A 21,882-nucleotide genomic window follows, 5' to 3' on the forward strand; every position below is an offset into this window, starting at 1 on the left:
GGTGCCCGGCCCGCGGGCGACCGCGCGACAACAGGAAGGGGCAACCCGTGCTTCTGAAGACCTTCCGCTGGTCGTTCGCGGTCACCGCGCTCGGCCTGGCCCTGGGAGTCTGGTACGGCGGCTGGACGGCGTTCGGCGTCATCGCGATCCTCGCCGTTCTGGAGATCTCGCTGTCGTTCGACAACGCGGTCGTCAACGCCGGGATCCTGAAGAAGATGTCGGTCTTCTGGCAGAAGATCTTCCTCACGGTGGGCGTCCTGATCGCGGTCTTCGGCATGCGCCTCGCCTTCCCGGTGGTGATCGTCGCGGTCACGGCGAAGAAGAACCCGATCGACGCGGTCGACCTCGCCCTGACCGACAAGGACCGCTACCAGCAGCTGGTCACCGACGCCCACCCGGCGATCGCGGCCTTCGGCGGCATGTTCCTGCTGATGATCTTCCTCGACTTCATCTTCGAGGACCGGGACATCAAGTGGCTGGCCTGGCTGGAACGCCCCCTCGCCAGACTCGGCAAGGTCGACATGCTCTCGGTCTGCATCGCCCTGATCGTCCTGCTCATCACCTCCTTCACCTTCGCGGCCCACGCCCACCAGCACGGCGGCACCCACGCGGACAAGGCCCAGACGGTCCTCGTCTCCGGCATCGCCGGCCTGATCACGTACATGATCGTCGGCGGCCTCTCCGGCTTCTTCGAGGACCGCCTGGAGGCGGAGGAGGAACGGGAACGGGAGAGCGACCGCTCGGCGGTGGTCCTGGCAGGCCAGGCCGCGTTCTTCATGTTCCTCTACCTCGAAGTCCTGGACGCGTCCTTCTCCTTCGACGGCGTGATCGGCGCGTTCGCCATCACCAACGACATCGTCCTCATGGCCCTCGGCCTGGGCATCGGCGCGATGTACGTCCGCTCGCTGACGGTGTACCTGGTCCGCCAGGGCACCCTCGACGACTACGTCTACCTGGAGCACGGCGCCCACTACGCGATCGGCGCCCTGGCCGTGATCCTCATGGTCACCATCCAGTACCAGATCAACGAAGTCATCACGGGCCTGGTGGGCGTCGTGCTGATCGCCTGGTCGTTCTGGTCCTCGGTACGGCGGAACCGGGCGCTCGCGGAGACGGAGGGGGAGGCGGAACCGGTGGACGCGGCGCGGGTTCCCTGACCGCTCGCCAGGCAGAAGGCCACCTACCGAGAACGGCAGGTGGCCCTGTGCTTGGTGCGCCTGGCCGACTCCCTTTCGAACCCGAGTACACCCCTGTTGCGCCTGATCAAGACGCTGGAGAGGCGCGGTGCAGAGGTACGTGTGCAGCGGGAGCCTGTCGTTGCCGACCCTGCCGTGGCGACGGAGATCAAGGAAAACCGCAAGCTGTCGCCGGACAAGGTGGCTGAGTTGGTGGGGGCGTACCGGCAGGGCGCAACGTTGAGCGCACTGTCCCGGCATTACGGCCTACATCGACAGACTGTCGACCAGCACCTGACGCGAGCGGGAGTGGCCAAGCGATCGATGGTCAAGATGACATCGGCGCGGATGGCCACAGCCAGGAAGCTCTACGAGCAAGGCTGGAGCGCACGGCAGATCGCGGTGGAACTCGATGTCTGCGCCAGTACGGTCAGTAAGAAACTCAAGCGGGCTGGCGTAGAGATGCGTGACCCGCATAAGCACGGCTGACCACAAAACGCAGGGATCAAGAAAGACCCACTCGGCCATGACGGCGAGTGGGTCTTTCTCTTCTTTGTGGACGAGTTCTTACGCTCACCCGGCTATAAATAAGAGCTATCAACCACTAACCGGAAGGAGCTTTCAATGAGCGAACAACAACCAGAAATGCAACCACAGGTCTCACCAGCCGAAGAGGAACGGAAGGTTGTCGTCTTTGCCGTACGTATTGACCCTGTCCTGCGTGAGCAGATTGAGGGATTACGCGGTATCACCGGGCACAGTGTGAACGACGTTGGTGTCGAAGCCCTCAATGACTGGGTTGCAAAGACCCTCGAAGACGAGACCGTCCAAGAGAAAGCCATGGCCGAGTTAGACGCCGAAGAAAAACGGCTTCAGGAACGGCGAGCTGCTATTGCGGGGATTTTGGGGAGCAAGGCCAGTGAGGGGGCTGCCTCAGGCGAGACCGTAGCTGAAGCAACTCCTACGAGCCGAAGCGGGCGACGGAAGGCTACATAGAATTGGACGCCTCAGCAGGCCGACGTTAGAACCAGTAGCTATCATTCATGTCGGGGTTTGCTATCAAATCAGACTTAACCATCCGGAAGTCGAGATTCTCTTCCTCCCACTCATCTACCTTTGCACGCGCCTGATTGAGCATTTCACACTGCCGATCAGACAGATAGAAACATAGCGACTTGGCCATATCCCATGCTCTATTCGTCTCGCGTACATCCAAGGGATCGACTGAGGCCGCCGCAAGGTAGCTTTCCACTGCTTCAGTTACCGCATTTTCGTCAACCCGAGGGTGCAACTGCGGAAGAACATTGATTGCCCCATCCGCGCTATAGACAATCACAATTGTCGCAGGCGGGTTGCTACCCAAGTAGCGGACGGCATTGTTGAATCGACTACCACGAGCCGGATCGCCTTTACCTTGAGCCTTACCATCCAAGATAACGCCGATAGCATGGCAACGACCCTGCGGGTCTACGAGCACACCGCCGTCCATGTCCGTGAGTTGTGTGAGCAGACCCGCAGTAAGAAAGGCCGGTTCGATCGACCATGCTTGTGGCGACAGGCGTTGCGCCTCCCCAGTTGCGTCATTTGAGATGATGAGCATCGCGCCATGCCTGTGGTCGCCAGCAGCACGAGCAGCAGACAAAAGCTCGCCAAAATCAGCGTCTGGGAAAAAGCGTTCTACCAAATCTTCAAAATAGTCCTCATCCAGCACACGCTTCGGCAACTGAGGCACGCCATCACGAACAGTCACTAGAGCGTTTCCAGCGTGCGATAGCTCCCAAACGCCACGCGCCGTCACAGCAATAACAAATACCGTCTCACTTCCGGCGTCGTAATCTGCGCGAACAGCACCCAAACCATAAACGAATTGCCCATCAGACAACAGGTCAGCTTCAGCCCCCGTGGCCTCCAAGAGTTTTCTAATTGCAGAGGTATCTCGCAACTCCACTCGATCGCGAATTTCAAGAAGCACCTCGACTGCCGAGTCTTCTGGTTTCGAAATCACAATCCGACCGAAACCTGGACGCCCCTCGTACGGCAAAGTGGAAAGACTACTCATGGTCAAATGGCTATCGGCACCAAACAAAAAGCCAGTACGAAAGAGGACTGATCGCATCATCGCCTCAGTTGCACTTCGAACTATCTCATCCGCGCTTACAGATAGAGCAACTCCGGAGTCGGCATCCGGAACATATAAGGCACGTTTGGCCTGCTTCAGCACTTCATCGATGACAGCGTGTACAAGAGAGCGGGACACTGGAAACCCAGCGATCTCTTGCGATGCGAGTTGAGGAACTCCATCGAATTCCTGCTTGCCAACGCTCATGATTATGTGAATCTCGTAATCATCCACTCGTACGGACCCACTTGAAAAGAATCGCCGATTCTGACCATTAGGATTAGAAGCCAGTACCTCCTCAATGGCCTTCGCGCGCATCTGGTCTCGTAGTTGCCGGTGATATTTTTCATGCGTGCGGGCATCAGTGTGGAACACCTCGCTGCGTGCATGCTCCGCATAAAGCTCAGCTCCTCGCTGAACTACTTCGCGCAAATCGTGAGGTGAGTAGGGACCATCCTCGGGCTCTACACATATTCCAAATTTGTGTTCACCGGCCACTTGGAACCCAGCGAGTACCACATTGGGTTCGCCATAAAATCCGATGGCTTCCAATGCGGATTTCGCTGCAACTTCTACACCTACACGAAAGTGAGCCTGATAACTCCACATAAATTGTTCAATTACATACTCGTCCACTCGTGTTCCCTCTACTTATTCCCAACGAAGGGTGTCGCATGGTTAAATCCATCCGCGGCAAGCGCAGAGTCGGCGCTGCCATATCGGGCCTGGGACCATTCAGTAAAACGAAGCTCACCATCCGTACGCCGATCGGTGAAATACGCCCCTTCGAGCCCCTCGCCAGGCTGAGAACCGATGTACACCTCAGCCGCCCCCTTGTGACGCTCGCTACGCTCACGCACACCAGGACGAGGTGTATTGACGTACTGCCAACTCAGCCGCCATCGGCCGTCAGGGTCGTGGATGAGTTTGGCGTTTTCCGAGACCGACTTTGACTCACCCGTGAAGAGTGTGACGGTCACAGCAGAAGCCGCCTGCGAGACATATACAGCCGTGGGAATCGGTGGAACGGTAGAACCATCGGGGTGCACATAGGAGGACACGAGCTGGCCACGCCACGTTCCCGCAACCAAGGGAACGCCCGTAAAGTATCGTATAACCTTCCACTTCCAGATGAATCGCTCCCACAGTGCGAACACCAGGGCGGCAACCGTTCCAGCAATGGAGTAGACACGTAGCGGCACTTGTGAGAAACCCTGGCCGGCGAGCAGCGCGAGCGCCAGCAATACGAGTGCTGCAATGCCGATGCCTATTCGAACTTTGACATTTTCCATTACTTGAGTCCTAGATTCCGCCACGCCTCCAGCGCGAGGGTATGAGCGTCACCCATGGACCACTTCTGCCCCGGGCCGAACAAGGGCTTGATATCGTTCGGTTCAAACCAGTCTTTTGCTGAACCGTCAGGTTTAGTCTGATTCCAGATGTGCTTGATCACCGCCGTAATGTCATCGGTTAGCGGTGTCACTCCGTCATGGTTGAAACGATCGTTAGGTACGCAATAGACGAGACATTCCATGAAGTAACTCGGCAGAGCGTCAATCTTGCCCGCAGCAACCAGGTCATTCTCTACACGCTTCAGAATGCGCACCATTTTTTTGTAACGGCGACCGGTACGGCGTTCATTCTTGGTAACTCCGTTGTCGTACTGCTGCTCGGGGTAGTTGATTACCCACTCGCCGTTCGTCCGTCGCGTTGTAGTGCCCTCGAAGTATCGAACGGCTCCTTGTGCGTCATAGTAGTATTTCCGGTGCCCGAAGGACGGCACGACGTCAGTCTTCACGCGACCGCCATTTTCAGCGATCTCGATGGCAGTAGAACCTGATGTATCGCAGTCACCGCCATACGCATGCTCCATGGCTTTCTCAAGCTCCGCCCTGAAGGAGGCTCCCTCGTAGCGTTTGCCCGTGAGGGGGCGCCTCAGGATCTTGTCGGCAGGAAGCAACTCATCGTCGTTGAAGTAATTGAATCCCTTGTGGATCACAGCAATGTCAACGTCACTGTCAGCACGGACATTAGTGTTGTTCTTATACGACCCCTTCGGCAGCAACCTGATGCCTACGCCGTCAAAGCCACTCCAGCTTTCGACGGCCTTGCACACCATGCGCTCAGCTCGGTCTTGCTTGTCTTGTTCGGTATCGCTGGACGGTGCTGTGTAGCGAGCCAGCTTCTCTTCCAGTGCTGTCATAACTATTCCTCGTTCTTACTTTGCTGTACGGCCGGAGCTACCTCGCACGCCTCGGCCGCGTGATCTTCGTACCCGGTACGTCGCCACGCTAGCCGGTGACACTGACAGTTCCTCACGCTCCGTCAGACTCAGGGCAGACAAAAGGAGTAGACCACCCTCCTTCTTGACCGAACGTGATCACTTCTGTCGACCGGTGACCGTCTGCATCTCCCGCTCCAACACCCACACGAAGGCCACGCCTCCCTTGGGAAACGTCCAGCCTGGATATGCCACCTGAACGCTCGGTGATGGGTCGGTTGCGGCCAGTTCAGCCACGCGCGACTGCCGAGGCCCAGACAGGTAGTCCAGAACGTTCATATGCCGGATACCGCAATCGCCGTACCAAAGTTCAGCCGTGAAGTCCTTGGTCGGTTGAGCGAGATCGAGGTGCAGTACGTGTCCGTGTTGCTGGACCAAGACGCGGTAGGTGTACGCCAGCGACACCTGTTTGCCTCGTTCCATCTCGCCACCGAGGCTCACGCTGAACAGCTGGCCGTCCTTCCGGCTATTCCGGCGGATCGGGCGCGACTTGCCATCTACGGTGACGGACACGAGCTCGAAGGCTTCAGGTGATCCGGCGTCAAGCCCGTTGATCGGTTGGAAGTACCAGGCTTCTGTGAACTCGGTGTCACTCGACAGCTCCCGGAAGGCGTCCAGGTCTGAGACGCACGAGAAGCGCAGCGTGGGATTTGACGGCGCGAAGCGGTACTCCCACTGGAGGGTGGCCACGAACATCGAGCCCTTGCCCATGGCAGGCCCGCCCTTCCACGGCGCTAATGCCACCGACACATGGGCGTCGTACCACCGTTGCCGTGCCCCGATGACCTGCTGCCGGAGGTCGCGGTAAACGTCGGCGGCCAACTCGGCGTCACCGAGCTGGATGGACAAGGTGTTCTCGACGATGCGATCGAGCGTCCGGGGCGAAGCGACGTTCGTCAGAGACTCGGGAGCGAAGGCGAAGCCGTCGACCACCGCGTCACGGATGGCAGGAGCCTCCTCCGAGAGCACCTTGCGCAGACGCTGGTTGGCTCGGACTTCGGCGTCGGCCTGGTCGATGTACTCGAAGAAGATGGCGATCAGGCCCGTGGTGAACAGGGCCGAGCCCACATCCAAGACGGGAAGGTCGTTGAACCAGCTCCAACCCACCTGGCCGGCTGCCCAGTGAGCCAAGACCATGAGGGCAACACCGACAACCGTGACGACGGTTGCGAGGAGTGCAAGCTTGGTGCGGTAGAGACGTTGTAGCGGGCTCTGCATACAAGATCAATTGTAACAAACATGCAGCTCAGAGCAATACTGAGGATGCACAGAGCACCCCGGGCATCTACCTGCCGGGGTGCTCTGGCAGCGCCAGCCGCTAGCGGACCGTGCCACCGCCACCACCGTTGTTGCGCAGCATGGCCACCACCTCCTCCGCTTCCCGAGGGTGCCTACGAGAGGGAGCATAGGACACATAGTCATGGGATGCAGAAGCTTGGGATGCATAGTCTCTGGATCTTGAGGCTTGGGACATATGAGCTAGGGCTTGCCATGGCAAAACAGCCCATCTCAGACGCAGCAGAGACGTTCGGTGCCCGGGTACGCGCCCGCAGGAACGAGCTCGGCAAGAGCCAGGAGCGCCTTGCCGACGACAGTGGCATGCACTGGACGTTCATCGGGCAGGTCGAGCGCGGTCAGCGCAACGTCAGCCTGCACAACATCCTGAAGCTTGCTGCGGCACTTGGGGTGGATGCGGCAGAGTTGGTGCGGGGTCTGAAGTCGCCAAGGGACGGCGAGAGCAACAAAGACTGAGGACGGCATGAAGAACAGGGTCGACTGGACCGACGAGCGACTCGGATCCAACGTCTACGAAGACATGGTCTCCGTCCTCATCAGTCGTCTTCATCCGCAAGCCCAGCGCATCGACGGAGCGGGCGGAGACAAAGGGCGCGACGTCCAGGTGCCTCTCCCTACGGGCCTGGAAATCTTTGAGCTCAAGAGCTTTACCGGGCGTCTCGATGACAGATCCGGCAGGAGACGGCAAGTTTCCGACTCCCTCAAGAGCGCGGCTAAGCACAACCCAGTGGCTTGGTATCTCGTGGTACCCATCAATCACACTGATGGCGAACTCACGTGGTTCAACGATTTGACTGCTAACTATCCCTTCCCATGCGTCTGGCGTGGGAAGGATTGGCTCGACAGCCAGATGGCCTCCCACCCAGAGCTCCCGCGTTACTACCTAGAAGGCAGCAACGACGAGATCGTTAGCATGATGCGGGAGATCAACCAAGAGCAAGCTGCCCTCACCCGTGGTGTTACTGACCTAGCAGCTCGTGTACGCACACTCAAGGATCGCCTCAACTCTCTGGACCCGCACTACTCATTTGGTTTCGAGGCCCATCCGGACGGGTCAGTAAAGATCACAGTCGCACCGCGCTATCCCGGAGCCGAGAGGGATCGCCCTATCACAATGGGTGGAGCCTTCCAATTTCCAGAAACCGAAGAGGGCAAGAAAGCGGCTCAGGCAGTCAAAGACGCCTTCAACTATGGCACGGCAGCCACCGTTCCCGGAGAATACGTAAAGCATATTCAGATTGATGCTCCGGCTGGATTCGGTGGCACCTATGAAGGTGGTGAACTCCGCTTTGGTTCAGCCATCAACACGCCGCCTCAAGAGCTCCGCGTCGTACTCCGAATTCAAGATGAGCGCGGATTCGTCGTAGCGCAGCTTCCTCTCAAGGCGCTTGAAAGCACGGTTGGCTTGCGCGGCGGCGTGCTCAAGCTAATTGACCTCAACTCCACGATCAACGTGACTGCACGCTTTGACACTGTTACCAACAGGATCAACCTGCACTACGATTACCATCAGCCTGACGGCTGCCTCCCCGGGACACTTCTGCCTGCCGTCAATTTCCTTCGGGAGATGAAACCCGAGCGCTACTTCGTAATGGAAGTGAACGGACAGGAGATTGGCCCGCCAATCGACATTCCCGAGTCCGGTACTGATGGCTACGCCCTACCGTACAAATTTCTACTTCTGCTTGCCGATGTTCAGCGAATCAGTGGCGTCTACTTCCCCATGCCCAAGACGCTCACCGACGAGGAAGTAGACGCACTCGGAGATGCCCATGCCTATCTCACCAACAATACAGCAACAGGTCAGTGGTCCGAACTGGACCTCGAAGTAACGGTAGAAGGTTTGTCCTCGCCAGACATGCAACAACTAGAGAAAGACAGAGAAGCGCGAGACGTATGGCTTAACGAACCTCTAATCATTAAGCTTGGCGGCATCACCTATATGCTCGGCATAACCAGAAAGACCCTCGCTACCGTACGTGTGGCAAATTGGCCCGAGATTCCTGATGACGCTACACGCGATACGAAGGTCACAGTAGCGCTTGAGCCAGGATCTGATCCATCTGTGACGATCGCTATTTTTAAGCCAGAGGCACAGGCGGCTCCGTATATCGGAGCTGACAAATGAACATCGCTATGACCGAGCTGCCGTAAGCGTGCGCTCTGTTGGATCGACTGGCGGCGCCCCTACGCTTGCTCCCATGCCCACCACCGCAGAAGTGACAGTCCGCACCCTCGACGGTCTCCACCTCGCCGGCACCTTGGTCGAACCAGGACAGCCAACCTCCCGGGCCGTCGTGCTCGTCCACGGCGGCGGCGTCACCCGGGAAGAGGGTGGCTTCTTCACGCGGCTCGCGGACAGCCTGTCCGACGCGGGCGTTGCCTCATTGCGCTTCGACCTCCGCGGCCATGGACAGAGCGAGGGTCGTCAGGAAGACCTCACGCTGTCGGCCGTCCTGAACGACATCCGCGTCGTGCTGGCGTATGTCCGGGAGACCACCGGGGCCGAGGATGTCACGCTGCTCGGTGCCAGCTTCGGCGGTGGCATCTGCGCGTACTACGCCGCGCAGCGTCCCGACAACCTCTCCCGGCTGGTGCTCTTCAACCCCCAGCTCGACTACAAGAAGCGAACCGTCGACAGCCGGACGTACTGGGAGAACGACTACATTCAGGACGAGGCTGCACAGCAGTTGGCATCGGAGGGCTTCATCCAGTTCACACCGACGCTCAAGCACGGGCGACCCATCTTCAACGAGGTGTTTTGGCTCCGGCCCCATGAGGCGCTCGGTGGCGTCCAAGCCCCGACGCTCATCGTGCACGGCACGAAGGACACCTTCGTGCCCATCGAGTCGTCGAGGGCAGCAGTCGAAAAGTTCGGCGGTCCCTGCAAGCTTGTCGAGATCGAGGGCTCACAGCACGGCTTCGCCGTCCACGACGACCCGCAGTACCTCGACCCCCAGAGCCAGGAGTGGCAGGCGTTCGTTATCAGGACCGTGGTCGAGTGGGTGAAGCAAGAGCCCGTTGGCAAGTAGCTCTCGAAGTTGTGTTCGGGACACCAGCCTCCTACGGCGTATACGTCATCCGGAGTAGCTTCCAGATATGGATCTCAACGACGTAACCTTGGGTGACATCGGGGCCGCTGCCGCCGCGATCATCGCGCTGGTTGCCCTCGGCATCGCTATCTGGAGCGCGAAGATCAGTTCCAAGACAATGGATGCGGCGCAGCGGTCTGCCTCAGCTGCCGAGGTTTCGGCTGACGCGGCACGACGTTCAGCAGACGCAGACGAAGAGATGGTTCGGCTCGCGAGGAGCGGCGCAGACAGTCCCGAGGTGCCGTGGCACTTGATCCAGGCAGGAAGGTCCTCGTATCGGCTAATGAACAACAGCGACAAGCCTGCCGAGAATGTAGAGATCAGCGGCAGCGTCCTGGCACCCGACTTCCAGAACGGTGACACCATCCCTGGGCGCTCGGCTGTAAAAGTGCTCGATGTTCGTTCCATGGCTGAGAGTGAGCCGTTGTCGGTCACGTGGTCTCGGCCGGGAAGCACAGAACGTCTGGGACCTTGGGTACACCCTCTCTGAGGTCATACCTTGGCCGACACACGGCCGTTAGGAGGCACGCAGCGCTTCGCGGAAGTCTCGTACCGCAGGCCGGCTGCTCCAGCGACTCAAGGTGTGCAGCACCTCGGAGAGGACGCGCAGGGTCCGCTCCGACTTCATGGTGTGGGCGACCTCGGCAGAGTCACGGCCGAGCTGGGCAGCTTCATCAGGCTCGCCACACAGCGCCACGGCAGCAGCCCGACGAGCGTTGAAGAACCCCGTGTCGCGGCGCGACAGCGTTCCAGCCGAGATCGCATCGTCGAACAGCTCGACCGCCAGACCTGGCTTCCCGGCCTCGGTGTAGCTGACGGCGTTGCGTAGCAACAGCGTGTCAGTGGTGAAGTACGCCCCCAGAGGCGAGGAGTCGTTACTGGGCACCGCGGTCAACAACTCGTGGGCTTCGTCGAGCTTCTGCTTGACGGCATCCAGCGGTTCACCAGTCATCGCCAGACCGAGAGCTTCTTGCTGCGTGACCTCGGCTCGTACCCGCGCCGGCAGCTGCCACCGCTCGTGGCTCCCTGCTTGGGCCAGCGTGAGCACCCGTAGGGCGTCGCGTTCGTCGTATGCCATCTGCGATTTCTTCAGCAGGACGTACCCCTGCATGGCCGCGTCGTCGGCTTCTTGTGCCCACTCCATGGCACGGTCGTACCAGAAGCCAGCCTGGCCCGGCTGGCGAATGTCGCGGTACAGCCATCCTGCGAACTCCGCTCCGTCGGCTCCAATGGACAGCAGCTCGCGCCGAGCTTTGGGCTTCACGTCCCGGGCATGCTCCTCGATGGCACCGAGCAGCCCGAGCACCACCGGCAGGGTCTTCTTCGGCCCAGCGGAGCCGTCGTCGCGCTTGGTCTGTTCGAGCTGGGTGCGGAAGTAATCGACGACCGGGCCGCGCTGGTAGCGGCGGGAATCTTCCAGAGCGGTCGCGACGCGCTGAAGTTCTTCCAGGCCACGACCCGGCAGGGCGGCAGCGGCAATGCCGCTGAGGAGCGTTCGACGGTGGAGCGGACTCATGGCCTCGTGTTCCGTGACGGTGGTGCTGTCGGCTGCGAGTGCCGACAGGCTGCCGAGGCCGCTGGCCGCGAGCGCTTCCGCGTCGACGGGTACGAAGACGTGTTGTCCGTTGACCATGACCGGAAGCAGCACGGGCCCTTGGGTCTGGGGCCGTTGCTCGGGCATCTGAGGGTCGGTCTCGCTCCGCGGATTGGCAGGAGCCGCGAACTGTCGTTCGCTGCCTGGCAGCTTGAACCACAGTAAGGAGGCCGGGATCTTCAGGCTATGCGCCCATTGCATGAGCTTCGAGAGGTCCTGCGGAGCTGCGCCGCTCTCGATCCTGCTGAGCTGGGCCTGGGTTACGCCGAGCCAGTCGGCGACGGCTCCTTGCGACAGCGCTCGTCCGTGGTGCGGGTGCGTGCGGTAGGCGTAGAGCACTTGGCCGAAGTGCCAACTCTCAAAAGCCTCGCAGATCCGAGGGTGCTGCCAGAACTCGGCGGGGAGAGCGGGCGGTTGGCCGGCTGAGTGACGCTCCTGGCGGGCACAGGCCCCGCAGCGATCTCCGGCGTTGTCCCTGGCCAGCCGCGTACCGCAGGTGCAGTAGCGGACCGCTTGCTGTGGTGCCATATTGCCGCCGCTCCCGCCCTTGGTGCCCCCTGGCCATGCCTACCCAGGGTATTGCCACATACGGCCCGGGACGGCAATACGCCAGACGTATACCCGCCTATGCGGGGCGGCAGTTGGCCTATCCCCGTGCCCCCAGCACGCTCGGGACACCCCGTTTTACCCCCCGACACGGGGCGGCAAGGAGCCGACAGCATGACCACAACGCCCCGACTGGCCTACGGCTACCTCCGCGTGCTGCCAGGGCTCGGGATAGACGACGTGCTGCGCTTGCAGCGCGACCTGGTGGCCTTCGCCGAAACGCACGGCTTGGTGCTCGCCGACATGTTCGTCGAAGCCCAGTGGCAGCAGCTCAAGGCCTGGCACGTGGTCATGGTCCACTGCCACGCCAAAGACGTTCGCCACGTCGTCATGCCCTCCCCGGAACACCTCCACCAGATCCCGATCTTGGCCGAGATCATGAAGGACGAGGTCGAGCGAGAGATTGGCGGCACGCTGTGGCTCGCCAAGTCTCTCGAAGCAACCTCCACTCCCGAGCAGGAGGCCCGGTCGTGAACGCCACCCCCTACACGAGCGAGCTGGAGCTTGCTGCCCAGGCCGACGCTGTGCGATGGGGTCGTCGCCACACAAGAGATGTCTTGTCCGCCTGGCGCTTGCCCGACGACCGCATTGACGACGCCCAGTTGGCGGTCTCGGAGTTGGTCACCAACGCCGTGCGCTGCGTCGGCAACGTCTCGCTCGACGCCGTACCACCCCGCATCCGACTGACGTTGCACAAGGAGCCGCACCGCCTCCTGATCTGGGTTGCTGACCCAGATCCCCGGCCGCCGGTGCTCAATGCGTCGCCTGCTGCTGGCGCTGAGAACGGCCGGGGGCTGCTCATCTTGGAACGGATCACGAAAGAGTGGAGCTACTACTTCTTGCCGACGGGCGGCAAAGTCGTCTGGTGCAGCATCGGGCTTACCTGAGCGTACCCGTGCCGACCGGGGCATTCCCTCATCCTTCCTTTGTCACTATCTGGAGCTACCCGTGTCCTCTCGGCGAACCTACCGGTTCCGCAATTACAACATCCGGGCCGACAGCGACAGCCCAAAGCTTTACAGTGCCGCATGCGTCACCGACAAGGGAGCGCCCTGTGACGCCCACAAGGAAACCATTGAGCCTGAAGCTATTGAGCGCTGGATCGCTGAGCACGTCCGCGACACCGGACACGAACACTTCCGCCGCACCTTCTCGGAACTCGTTACGGCGACTCCAGAGGAATGGCAGTGAGCCGGGTGGTCGGGTCGTCCAGTTGCCGATGTCAGCGAGCGGCGGAGTGCTTCATCGCGGCGAGCTCACAGGTCGCTCGTCCGCGCCGCAGCCTTGAGCCGGTCGAGGCTGGTGTAGCGCTGGCCCAGAACCCAGGCCCAGGGACGTCCCGACGCCGCAACCGTGTCGTTAACGACCGGGCCGTTGAGCGTCACGGTCTCCGGATCCTCCAGGCCAGACAGGAGAATGACACCGTTGGACTCGCCCTCTGCACGGTACTCCTGCTCGATGAGCACCTGGATGAGATCCGCAAGCGCCTCATGCCCCTCGGCGCGGTGGCGCTGCGCCTCCTCGTGCGTGAGCAGCACGGTGTCGTAGTGCACGCGGATACGGGCGATGACGGGCTGCACGACGCCCTCGGCGTAAAACCCGAAGTGCGTCAGCCCGTCTCGGAAGGCGCGCTCCGGCTGGCAGACGTACGCAGCGAGGGTCTGGTACTCCGGCCAGGCCGAGCGCGCTGCCACGATCACGGTGTCGTCGTTGGTCAGCAAGCCCTCGGCCTCGTACAGGGCAACGAGCTCGGACAGCAAGTAGCGGGCCTGCTCACCAAGTAGCCGCCGTGCGTCGCCGACCACAGCTTCGATCGCAGTGGCGAGGTCTCGGAAGGAAAGCCAGAGGACCCGGTCATGGGCCTGGGAATCAACACCGTCGAGCTCGGCAAACCATGCTGGCCGAGTCGGATCCGGGGTCAGGACGAACAGCCGGGCTGTCGGGTCGCCCTCCAACTGCTTGGCATGGGAGCGTACTTGACTGCGGCCGTGGCCTTCGCTCGCGTACGCGCCGCGGACGGTCTTGGTCTCGAACCACCACGTGAACCGCGCCGATATCCGTGCGTCCGGGACTGCCTCGCTAATTGTGACCTGGTTCTGGAACGAGACCGTCGGCAGTTCCCCCGCGCCGGCCGTGGCCGTTTCGAGGAGCTCCTGCACGAGGCTGAGATCGATGCGCTCGAACACGGCCATGGTGGAGGACGTGACGCGGTTCTCGCCGGTGCGGTACGTGGAGAAGAGTGGGTTCCGTGGCATGGCCGCGAGCGTACAAGCCGCCACCGACATCCGTCCGGGGAAGCCTGTGGCGCTACTTCGCTCGGGCCTTGTACCCCCACACGGCATGTTCCAGAGTGCCGGGCTCGTGCGGAGCTGCGGGCGATTTGGTCATCGGCTGTACCCCGAGCAGGCATGCTGGAACCCATGACCGACGTATCACCTCCCGTGCAGCATCCAAAGGCGTTCCTCTCGCATGCCAGCGAAGACAAGGCCGAGTTCACCGAGCCACTCGCTCGTGATCTTGCCAGGCTGGGCGTTGACCCCTGGCTGGATAAGTGGGAGATCCGCCCAGGCGACAGCCTGGTGCAGAAGCTGTTCGACGAGGGCCTCGCGCACGCCGATGCCGTAGTCGTCGTCGTGTCTCGCCACTCAGTGACCAAGGCATGGGTACGTGAGGAGCTGGACCAAGGCATGGTCGCCCGGATCGAACGCGGCACCCGGTTGATTCCGGTCCGGTTGGACGATGTGGAGGTCCCCGCGCCGTTGCGCCATCTGGTGTGGCACACCGCAGAGCGCAGCCTAGAGGGTATCGCCAAGGCCGCGCAGGAGATCGCCGACGCATTGCACGGAACACCGCGCAAGCCGAGCATCGGCGCGATCCCGACCTACGCGCATGCGTCAGCTCAGATTCCCGGGCTCGCTCCGGCGGACGCGTTCTTGCTCACGCTGGCCATCCAAGCTGCTATTGATACAGGTCGGCCTCAGCTGCTGGACTGGGCCACGGTCGAGCAGAAGGCTCAGGAAGCTGGTTTGGTGGGCGCCAACTTGCACGAGTCCACCACCGCACTGGCCGAGCAGGACTACCTCGATATCCGTTTCCTCGGGGAGCGTGTGAGCCGGGCAAACCTAACGTCCTACGGGTACAGCACTGGAATCCAGGCCCTGATGCCCGACATCGACGAGGGTCGTCGCCGCGTGACCGCGCTGCTGGTCAACGATCCACCAACCGGAGACCGCGTCATGCACGACCTTGCAGACCGCGCGAACGTCCCCCTGCTCGTGGTACGTGAACTGCTTGAGGAGCTGAAGCTTCGGGGCTTGCTGTCCTACAGCCTGACCATGGGGGACCACACTCGGCTTCACAGTGTCAGCCCGACGCTGCGGCGGGAGGTCTGACCCCACCTCAAAGCAAGGGCACTGTCCCAGAGTCCGCCAGTAGTCGGACGTGATGGTCATCCCAACCGCGAATGCGCCAAAAGGTCCGCGCCGGTAAACGTGGGCTTGCCGCCGAGCGGTGGCACATGAGCGGCCAACTCGTTGGCGAGCGTGGACGTCTCACGCGAGGTGATACCAAACTCCCGGAAGTCGTAAAGCAACTGGGTAATGTGCTGGTGGATGTCTCCCCGCGCGGTTCGTCGTTTGGCGGTTGCGACGATTTCGAGGAACCACATCGCCATGCTCAGTCGCTCGTCGGTCGTACCGTACTTGAACATGATCCCTGCGGCGTAGCTCACCGACATGAGCGCCAGCGGGTGAACGTTGGCAAGTTGGTCGAGGGTTGCCCGGCGTAGGCCGTCCAAGAGCACAGCACAACTGATGCCATCCAGCGGGATGATTCCTGCCCGCCGTGCGATGTCCTCGCCATGTTCCTGGACGGCTTCGTCTGTCCAGTCTCCGGTAAGGTCCAGGCGACCACTGTCGAGGCACAGTCGTTGGAATTCCCGTATAACGATGTCGTCGGCCATACGGGATTTGTACTTGCGGTTCAAGCCCCAGGGATTTGCTATGCGTTGCAATCCCATGTCAACGATGTCGAAGCGGCCCGGAGCAACAGCAAGCGCGCCGCTCATGGCCAACTCTCGGCGAGCGCGCTCCATCTGGCCTTTCTTGATTCCACGCTTGCGGGCCGTACGGGTAGCATTTTCACCACGCAGGGCGTCGTAATTGCCGTTCTCGTCCGTGAACAAAACCCTACAAGTCCATGCCACACCGTTCCTTTTCCCATTGCTGAACGCTAGCACTGCAAGAGCGTCATCTTCGGGCGTTGCCCAATTTGAGCGCATAAGGGCTTCGGTGGCTGTGTTGGTGGTGATGGATTTTGGGTGAATTATTTTAGACGGAGAGGGCGCCGGTGGTTTGTAACCACCGGCGAGAATTAGTTGCTCGATCTGGCTAATCGCATGGTTTAGGTCACGCTCCGCTGATTTTTGCTTGATTCGAAATCGACCAGCAGCGGCACTGTCTAGCCATTCGTAGCGCCTCGTAAGATCACGCTGACTGAGGTCGGGGCGTTCGAGGACATTGAACAGTGCCCGTACCGATAGCCGAAATTGCTTCGAGCCATCGTCAATGGGCAACCCCCGTCTACCCGATCGCACGGTCAATTGCGGGATCATTACCCGCAACCGTTCCTTTAGGATTGCTCGTGCTGCTATCGCGTCGCAATCCTCGCTAATTCCCAAAAGCGCTCGCAGCGGGTAAAGCTCACCGCCAAGAAGTTTCAGCAAATCATCTCGATAAATTCCTCTATCCTGGGTGAGCGTCTGTAGAGCTTTCCAAAGCTCCGAGCGCTCCTCGCCTTCACCCACAAGCACCCCCTTGCGCGAAACTGATTGATTATATCGCATCCAATCATTGTAAAAAAGCGCAGAATATGTTACAACTGAATAAGTAATCAAGATTAATTTATGCCATATCCACCCGGAAATTATAGTCGACCATACCCGCGCGATAGCTTCAACTCGGAAGAACTTGCCGCCGAAACGGTATTCTTTTCGCTGGATGATAGCGACTATGTCATAAATCTCACCGAAGAACGCGCCACCAAGCTGCGTGCGGAGTTAGTGCCTTTTATTGAAAAGGCGCGCAAAGTCGGGGAGGTTGGCATTATTTCTCTGTATGACCAGCTCGACAAAGAGAACGCGTACGTTGCGAGTGATGCTGTCATCTGGGATGAACCGTATCCTCTCGGTGACCTTGACTTCTTCCCTCCCGGTGCCGATCCTGCCGACTATTTTGAACTCTGACTAGTCACAGTCTGACTCGACAGTAGCGCTCTGAGCTGTGGGAACGCAGTCTGACGAGTGATAGACGTTCGACACACTTCGTTTCTTGGATCGTTCCCCCTCTAGCGTTGTCATCAGTCGGGCCGAGCCGCCAAGGCTCAAGACCCCATTCAAGCCACAGTTCTATCTGTTGGCCCATTCCTTGAAAACTCCAGAGGGGAGCATCATGTCCGAAATCGTGCCGCGCCGTGTGGGTACACCCATACCGCGCAATGCGAAGCGGACGGGTTCTGGCATCCATGCCGAAACCTACGTCGAACAGACGGCAATTCACGCGCTGGCCAGCATCGGCGAGTTCGCAGTAGCTGAGGTGCAGTACCTCAAGCAAGTGCAGCGCACTGCCGAGAACGCCAATCCGGATTGTGCCGAAGCGGTGGCCTACATCGTGGGCCTGACCGTCCAGGGCATTGCCCGGAGCGTCCAGCACTTCAGTTCGCGGCTGGACTGATCAATGCACGGATTCACCGAGCTGGGCTGGTTGGCCGGCTGCTTTGTCGGTGGCCGCATCTATCAGCGGATGCGCGACCGCAAGGCGCTCAAAGCCAACCGCACCATGACGGCAGCATTCGACGCCGTAGCCGACATTGCTGCGCAACGTCGGCGAGCCGAAAGCCGGATCACCCGAGAAACCCGCAAGAGGGGGTAGATATGACCACCACCAAGGAACTCCGCGCCGTGCGCCAGTGGTTCAACGAGAGCCGCTGGCGACTGTTGGACGGCTTCATTGCCGTCAACGATGCGGTTAAGGCTGCGGAAGTCGAAAGCAAGCGACAGCTCGTTGCCATGCTGCACAACCTGGACGAGTTCCGGCACAGCGAGGAAGAGCGGGAGTACCGCCCGGTGTGAACCACGGCGGCCCGTTGGATGGATGGAGACAGCGCTTTATTCAAGCGCTGTCTCTGTTCCTCATTGTCTCGGTCTTGGCGCGGTGGATCTTCGATCTCCTCGCGCCGGTGTTGCCACTGCTCATTCCCGTAGGGATCGGGCTGAGTATTTGGCGTCTGATGCGTCGGCGGCAGCAGTGGTAATGACAGCCGGATCACAGCCACCGTGCACAAAACCACAACACTTTTCTCGCAGCCCGACTCGCGCGCAAAACGAGCGCACCAACAGGTAGCAGCAATCCTATGCTCGCCTGCAAGTTCGGGCGAACTTTCGAGCGAGTCTAGGATTTTCAAGATCATCGCCATGTTCTAAATATTAAATAGCTCCGGGGGCAAACCGCCGACCGGAGCACAACGAAAGGAGGGCAACAAAAGCACGTGAAAGAAAATTCAACAACGAAACAGGTGGCCCCCACCCGGTTCAAGACTTTGTTGATCGACCCGCCGTGGTCGCACAACCAGTTGGGAACAAAGGGTGCAGAGCGGCATTATCCGCTCATGGATCTGAGCAAGATCAAGAGTATGCCGGTCGCGAATCTGGCGGAAGAAAATAGTCATTTGTGGCTTTGGTGCACCAATGGTTCACTGCGTGACGCTTACGACGTCGCTGAGGGCTGGGGGTTCGTCCCACGCGCACCCCTTACGTGGGTCAAATTCCGGCTTGGCCTCGGGTCTCATCTGCGCCACAGCACGGAACACCTGCTGTTCTGCACGCGCGGCAAGGCTCCGGTCAAGTTCAGGTCGCAGCCGACCTGGTTCAACGCGCCGGTCACTGAGCACTCCAGGAAGCCCGACGAGCAGTACGCCCTCATCGAGAGATTGTCGGACGGGCCATACCTAGAGATCTTCGCGCGACGCCGACCCCCGAGCATTCGGGGATGGTCAATCTGGGGTAATGAGGTCGATTCTGACCTGGTTATCCCCGGCTACCCGGTGCCCAGTGATCACCGCCATGCCCCACCGAAAGGGGGCGGTAAATGACCCCACGAAGGTCACAAAGTCAGCGGCCAGAACGCCACTACATCGTGGTAGGCGTACGCCGGGAACCGACCGACGTACGCAAGCTCGCGAAGGCCCTGCTGGCAGTAGTGCTCGCCGAACAACAGCGCACCGCGGACGCCGCCGAACCCGAGGAAGGTGTTCGCGGATGACCGTTACATGGTCCCGGCTCCATCTGCCCCGCCCGCTCGACGCGGACGCAGTGCTCGCCCTCCTTGGCCGGCTGGCGTCGGATCGCCAATCAGGGCACCTCGTGCTTGAACTTCGCGCCGAGAGCGGTAGCCAGGTGCGCTACTTGCTCGGTGCCCGCCCGGTGGACATGGCGCGGCTGGGGCATCTGCTCGGGCACTTCCTACCCGGCTCCTTGCTCGAAGACGCCCCGAAGCAGCCTCCAACTCGTCCGCCCGTGACGGCCGCTGGTCGCCTGCGGGTCCGGCCGTCATACCTGCCCTTGAGCATGGACACACCCGAGAACGTCTCCCGGGCGGTGCTGTCGGCTCTGGCCGTGCCGCTCGCGTCAGACGAGACGTTGGTCGTACAAGTCATCCTCGGCCCGAGAATCCTCCCGAGCGTGCTCCCAACAGAGATCCAAGACCCCAGTCTGCCGCTCACCCAACTCCTTCTGGTCGGCACCAGGCCGGCGGGGGCGGAGCTTCGCGGACGCCTGCGCAAGCGCGTGGAGCACCCCGGCTTCATGACCACAATCCGGGTTGGTGCGGCGGCGGCTACGCGACAGCGGCGAACCGCGCTGCTCCTGGGCGTGCTGTCCGGCCTGACGGTGGCCCAGGGGCCGGGCACTCGCATCCGACTCGTCCACGACAGCGTGGAGCGCCTCAACAAGGGCCGTCGGCCGTGGTTGTGGCCGCTCAAGCTGTCGGTGCCGGAGCTCGCTGGGCTGCTGGCCTGGCCGCTCGGTGAGGAGGAGTTGCCGGGGTTGCCACCGCTGCACCCGAAGCCGATCCGCGCGTCGGCACGGGTGCACCAAGGTGAACGGGTCTTCGCCCGTAGTGCCGCACCCGGGGACGACCGCCTGGTGGGTATCGCGCCCACTGACCAGACGTTTCACGGAGTGGCCTACGGCCCCTCCGGGTCGGGTAAGACTAATGTCCTGCTTCGCCTGATTTTGGCGGACATCGCGGCTGGTCGGCCGGTTGTCGTCCTCGACCCCAAACAGCAGTTGATTGACGACATTCTGGCGCGGGTGCCTGCCGACCAGGTTGACCGCATCGTGGAGCTGAACGCCGCCGACGCGTCGCCAACTGGATTCAACCCGCTGGACGTTGGTCACCGAGACCCGGACGTGGTCGTTGACGGCATCCTGGCCGTCTTTGCCGCAGTCTTCGCGGACGGCTACGGCCCCCGTACGGCAGACATCTTCAGCTCAGGCTTGCGCACCCTGGCCCGCGGCAGCCTCCCGAACGCCCCAGCCACCTTGACGGATTTGCCCCGGCTGTTCACCGACCCGCCGTTCCGTCGCCCATACGTCGGCCGCGTGCAGGGCGACCTCGCCCTCGCCCAATTCTGGGCCGCGTGGGAGGAGCAAGGGCCTGCCGCCCAAGCGGCTGTCCTGGCCGCACCCATGAACAAGCTCCGGCAGTTCCTGCTGCGGCCAGCAGTGGTGCGGATGCTCGACCAGCGGGAGGGCCGTTTCCGGATGCGAGATGTCTTCCGGACGAACAAGGTTGTACTGGCCCCGTTGAACGAGGGTCTGGTGGGACCTGGAACGGCCTCACTTTTGGGGAGCTTGATCATCGCGGAAACCTGGGCTGCCGTTCAGGAACGGGCCAGCGAACCGGGTGCGCACCTGCGACCGGGCACGGTGTACGTGGACGAAGCACCGCGGTTCGTACACCTACCGACTTCGCTCGCGGATGCCCTGGCTATCTCGCGCTCGCTGTCGGTGGGGTGGTTCCTCGCGGCACAGTTCCGTAGCCAGTTCCCGGCGGAGCTGCGGACGGCGGTGGACATCAACGCGAGGTCGAAGATCGTGTTCGCGACAGAGGCGGACGATGCTCGGGACATCGCACACAAGCTCGCGCCGGAGCTGGAGCCTGCCGACTTCATGAGTCTGCCGCGCTTCCACGCCTACGCCAACCTCGTCGCCGACGGTGCGCCGTCCGGCTGGGCGCTGGTCAAAACGCTGCCGCCACCTCCGATCACTGCTGACGCCGAGGCGGTGCGGGCTGTCGCCCGTACCAACTGGAGCCCGCAGTCGAGCATGCCAACGGGCGGGGCCGTTGGTGGAGTCCAAGGCACCGTCGAGCCTCCGCAGATTGGGCGCAAACGACGCACGAAGCCAGCCGAGGAATAGCCGTGGGTCGCGAATAACGCTCGGGATTGAACCCTGTCCTCGCCCCTCTGTCCGCTGCTCTCTCCACGTTGCAGTAGACCGCCGCATTCGCCCAGCTCGACGCTTGTTCGCTGGCAGATGCGGGAGGGGACTGACTGCATCTCCAGTCGTCCAATCCGCACCCCCGGCCCGGCAGGCCGGAGGAAACAGCGAAGCGAGCCACGAACCGCTTTCCTGCGCGTTAGCTCGGCGACCGGCGGCGTTC

General features: G+C 61.3%; 25 protein-coding genes. 18 read left to right on the top strand and 7 right to left on the bottom strand.

Annotated features, from left to right (window positions below):
• Positions 1-47 precede the first annotated feature (47 nt).
• The 3 genes from ACIQBL_RS00240 (at position 48) to ACIQBL_RS00250 (ending at position 2,171) form a co-directional block, all read left to right on the top strand.
• Positions 48-1,157, top strand: coding sequence for a DUF475 domain-containing protein (locus ACIQBL_RS00240; protein WP_401935181.1), 1,110 nt, complete (start codon positions 48-50; stop codon positions 1,155-1,157).
• 54 nt (positions 1,158-1,211) lie between these two features.
• Complete coding sequence (locus ACIQBL_RS00245) at positions 1,212-1,664, top strand: helix-turn-helix domain-containing protein (protein WP_401936944.1); 453 nt, start codon at positions 1,212-1,214, stop codon at positions 1,662-1,664.
• A 135-nt stretch (positions 1,665-1,799) separates the two neighbouring features.
• The gene (locus tag ACIQBL_RS00250) at positions 1,800-2,171 is read left to right on the top strand and encodes a hypothetical protein (protein ID WP_401935183.1); all 372 of its coding nucleotides are present in this window, start codon (positions 1,800-1,802) and stop codon (positions 2,169-2,171) included.
• Between the two features lie 25 nt (positions 2,172-2,196).
• Here the strand turns inward: ACIQBL_RS00250 and ACIQBL_RS00255 are convergent, their stop codons facing one another.
• From ACIQBL_RS00255 to ACIQBL_RS00270, 4 genes are all read right to left on the bottom strand, one after another.
• The gene (locus ACIQBL_RS00255; RefSeq protein ID WP_401935185.1) at positions 2,197-3,930 is read right to left on the bottom strand and encodes a hypothetical protein; all 1,734 of its coding nucleotides are present in this window, start codon (positions 3,928-3,930) and stop codon (positions 2,197-2,199) included.
• 11 nt (positions 3,931-3,941) lie between these two features.
• Positions 3,942-4,586 carry a hypothetical protein gene (locus tag ACIQBL_RS00260; protein ID WP_401935187.1) on the bottom strand — a complete coding sequence of 215 codons (645 nt, stop codon included), beginning with the start codon at positions 4,584-4,586 and terminating at the stop codon, positions 3,942-3,944.
• The gene (locus tag ACIQBL_RS00265) at positions 4,586-5,497 is read right to left on the bottom strand and encodes a hypothetical protein (protein WP_401935188.1); all 912 of its coding nucleotides are present in this window, start codon (positions 5,495-5,497) and stop codon (positions 4,586-4,588) included. The genes ACIQBL_RS00260 and ACIQBL_RS00265 overlap by 1 nt, the downstream gene beginning before the upstream one ends.
• A 177-nt stretch (positions 5,498-5,674) precedes the next feature.
• Entirely contained in the window at positions 5,675-6,793 is a 1,119-nt protein-coding gene (locus ACIQBL_RS00270) for a hypothetical protein (protein ID WP_401935190.1), read from the bottom strand.
• Positions 6,794-7,066: 273 nt separating this feature from the next.
• Between ACIQBL_RS00270 and ACIQBL_RS00275 the strand changes: the two genes are divergently transcribed.
• The 4 genes from ACIQBL_RS00275 (at position 7,067) to ACIQBL_RS00290 (ending at position 10,453) form a co-directional block, all read left to right on the top strand.
• Positions 7,067-7,327: a helix-turn-helix domain-containing protein gene (locus ACIQBL_RS00275; RefSeq protein ID WP_401935192.1), complete on the top strand. Its 261-nt coding sequence runs from the start codon at positions 7,067-7,069 to the stop codon at positions 7,325-7,327.
• A gap of 7 nt (positions 7,328-7,334) precedes the next feature.
• A complete protein-coding gene (locus tag ACIQBL_RS00280) occupies positions 7,335-8,999 on the top strand; it encodes a hypothetical protein (protein ID WP_401935194.1) in 1,665 nt (554 codons plus the stop codon).
• A gap of 73 nt (positions 9,000-9,072) precedes the next feature.
• Positions 9,073-9,903, top strand: a complete 831-nt coding sequence (locus ACIQBL_RS00285; RefSeq protein ID WP_401935195.1) for an alpha/beta hydrolase — start codon at positions 9,073-9,075, stop codon at positions 9,901-9,903.
• 67 nt (positions 9,904-9,970) lie between these two features.
• On the top strand, positions 9,971-10,453 hold the full coding sequence (locus ACIQBL_RS00290; protein ID WP_401935197.1) for a hypothetical protein: 483 nt from the start codon (positions 9,971-9,973) through the stop codon (positions 10,451-10,453).
• A 27-nt stretch (positions 10,454-10,480) separates the two neighbouring features.
• On the opposite strand, the gene ACIQBL_RS00295 is transcribed toward ACIQBL_RS00290, so the two are convergent.
• On the bottom strand, positions 10,481-11,932 hold the full coding sequence (locus ACIQBL_RS00295) for a helix-turn-helix domain-containing protein (RefSeq protein WP_401936946.1): 1,452 nt from the start codon (positions 11,930-11,932) through the stop codon (positions 10,481-10,483).
• Between the two features lie 345 nt (positions 11,933-12,277).
• On the opposite strand from ACIQBL_RS00295, the gene ACIQBL_RS00300 reads away from it, so the two are divergent.
• The 3 genes from ACIQBL_RS00300 (at position 12,278) to ACIQBL_RS00310 (ending at position 13,354) form a co-directional block, all read left to right on the top strand.
• A complete protein-coding gene (locus tag ACIQBL_RS00300; protein WP_401935199.1) occupies positions 12,278-12,637 on the top strand; it encodes a hypothetical protein in 360 nt (119 codons plus the stop codon).
• Complete coding sequence (locus tag ACIQBL_RS00305) at positions 12,634-13,050, top strand: ATP-binding protein (protein WP_401935201.1); 417 nt, start codon at positions 12,634-12,636, stop codon at positions 13,048-13,050. The genes ACIQBL_RS00300 and ACIQBL_RS00305 overlap by 4 nt, the downstream gene beginning before the upstream one ends.
• 61 nt (positions 13,051-13,111) lie before the next feature.
• On the top strand, positions 13,112-13,354 hold the full coding sequence (locus ACIQBL_RS00310; protein ID WP_401935203.1) for a hypothetical protein: 243 nt from the start codon (positions 13,112-13,114) through the stop codon (positions 13,352-13,354).
• Between the two features lie 65 nt (positions 13,355-13,419).
• On the opposite strand, the gene ACIQBL_RS00315 is transcribed toward ACIQBL_RS00310, so the two are convergent.
• Positions 13,420-14,418: a hypothetical protein gene (locus ACIQBL_RS00315; RefSeq protein WP_401935205.1), complete on the bottom strand. Its 999-nt coding sequence runs from the start codon at positions 14,416-14,418 to the stop codon at positions 13,420-13,422.
• A gap of 165 nt (positions 14,419-14,583) precedes the next feature.
• On the opposite strand from ACIQBL_RS00315, the gene ACIQBL_RS00320 reads away from it, so the two are divergent.
• On the top strand, positions 14,584-15,555 hold the full coding sequence (locus ACIQBL_RS00320; RefSeq protein ID WP_401935207.1) for a toll/interleukin-1 receptor domain-containing protein: 972 nt from the start codon (positions 14,584-14,586) through the stop codon (positions 15,553-15,555).
• 56 nt (positions 15,556-15,611) lie between these two features.
• Here ACIQBL_RS00320 and ACIQBL_RS00325 read toward each other — a convergent pair whose 3' ends face one another.
• Positions 15,612-16,967 carry a hypothetical protein gene (locus tag ACIQBL_RS00325; protein WP_401935209.1) on the bottom strand — a complete coding sequence of 452 codons (1,356 nt, stop codon included), beginning with the start codon at positions 16,965-16,967 and terminating at the stop codon, positions 15,612-15,614.
• 99 nt (positions 16,968-17,066) lie between these two features.
• Here ACIQBL_RS00325 and ACIQBL_RS00330 point away from each other — a divergent pair, with 99 nt between their 5' ends.
• The 7 genes from ACIQBL_RS00330 to ACIQBL_RS00360 all read left to right on the top strand — a co-directional run bounded on the left by ACIQBL_RS00330 (position 17,067) and on the right by ACIQBL_RS00360 (position 21,638).
• Positions 17,067-17,405: a histone-like nucleoid-structuring protein Lsr2 gene (locus tag ACIQBL_RS00330; protein WP_401935211.1), complete on the top strand. Its 339-nt coding sequence runs from the start codon at positions 17,067-17,069 to the stop codon at positions 17,403-17,405.
• Positions 17,406-17,610: 205 nt separating this feature from the next.
• Positions 17,611-17,892 carry a hypothetical protein gene (locus ACIQBL_RS00335; protein ID WP_401935213.1) on the top strand — a complete coding sequence of 94 codons (282 nt, stop codon included), beginning with the start codon at positions 17,611-17,613 and terminating at the stop codon, positions 17,890-17,892.
• A gap of 3 nt (positions 17,893-17,895) precedes the next feature.
• Positions 17,896-18,090 (top strand): hypothetical protein, encoded by a 195-nt coding sequence (locus tag ACIQBL_RS00340; RefSeq protein ID WP_401935215.1) that lies wholly within the window; start codon positions 17,896-17,898, stop codon positions 18,088-18,090.
• A 2-nt stretch (positions 18,091-18,092) separates the two neighbouring features.
• Positions 18,093-18,290, top strand: a complete 198-nt coding sequence (locus ACIQBL_RS00345; RefSeq protein ID WP_401935217.1) for a hypothetical protein — start codon at positions 18,093-18,095, stop codon at positions 18,288-18,290.
• 416 nt (positions 18,291-18,706) lie between these two features.
• Positions 18,707-19,309 (top strand): MT-A70 family methyltransferase, encoded by a 603-nt coding sequence (locus ACIQBL_RS00350; protein ID WP_401935218.1) that lies wholly within the window; start codon positions 18,707-18,709, stop codon positions 19,307-19,309.
• On the top strand, positions 19,306-19,479 hold the full coding sequence (locus tag ACIQBL_RS00355) for a hypothetical protein (protein ID WP_401935220.1): 174 nt from the start codon (positions 19,306-19,308) through the stop codon (positions 19,477-19,479). The genes ACIQBL_RS00350 and ACIQBL_RS00355 overlap by 4 nt, the downstream gene beginning before the upstream one ends.
• A complete protein-coding gene (locus ACIQBL_RS00360) occupies positions 19,476-21,638 on the top strand; it encodes a type IV secretory system conjugative DNA transfer family protein (protein ID WP_401935222.1) in 2,163 nt (720 codons plus the stop codon). Before ACIQBL_RS00355 ends, ACIQBL_RS00360 begins: the two co-directional genes overlap by 4 nt.
• The last annotated feature ends 244 nt before the right edge of the window (positions 21,639-21,882 follow it).

The sequence above is a fragment of the Streptomyces sp. NPDC088350 genome, assembly GCF_044753545.1.
Taxonomy (GTDB): domain Bacteria; phylum Actinomycetota; class Actinomycetes; order Streptomycetales; family Streptomycetaceae; genus Streptomyces.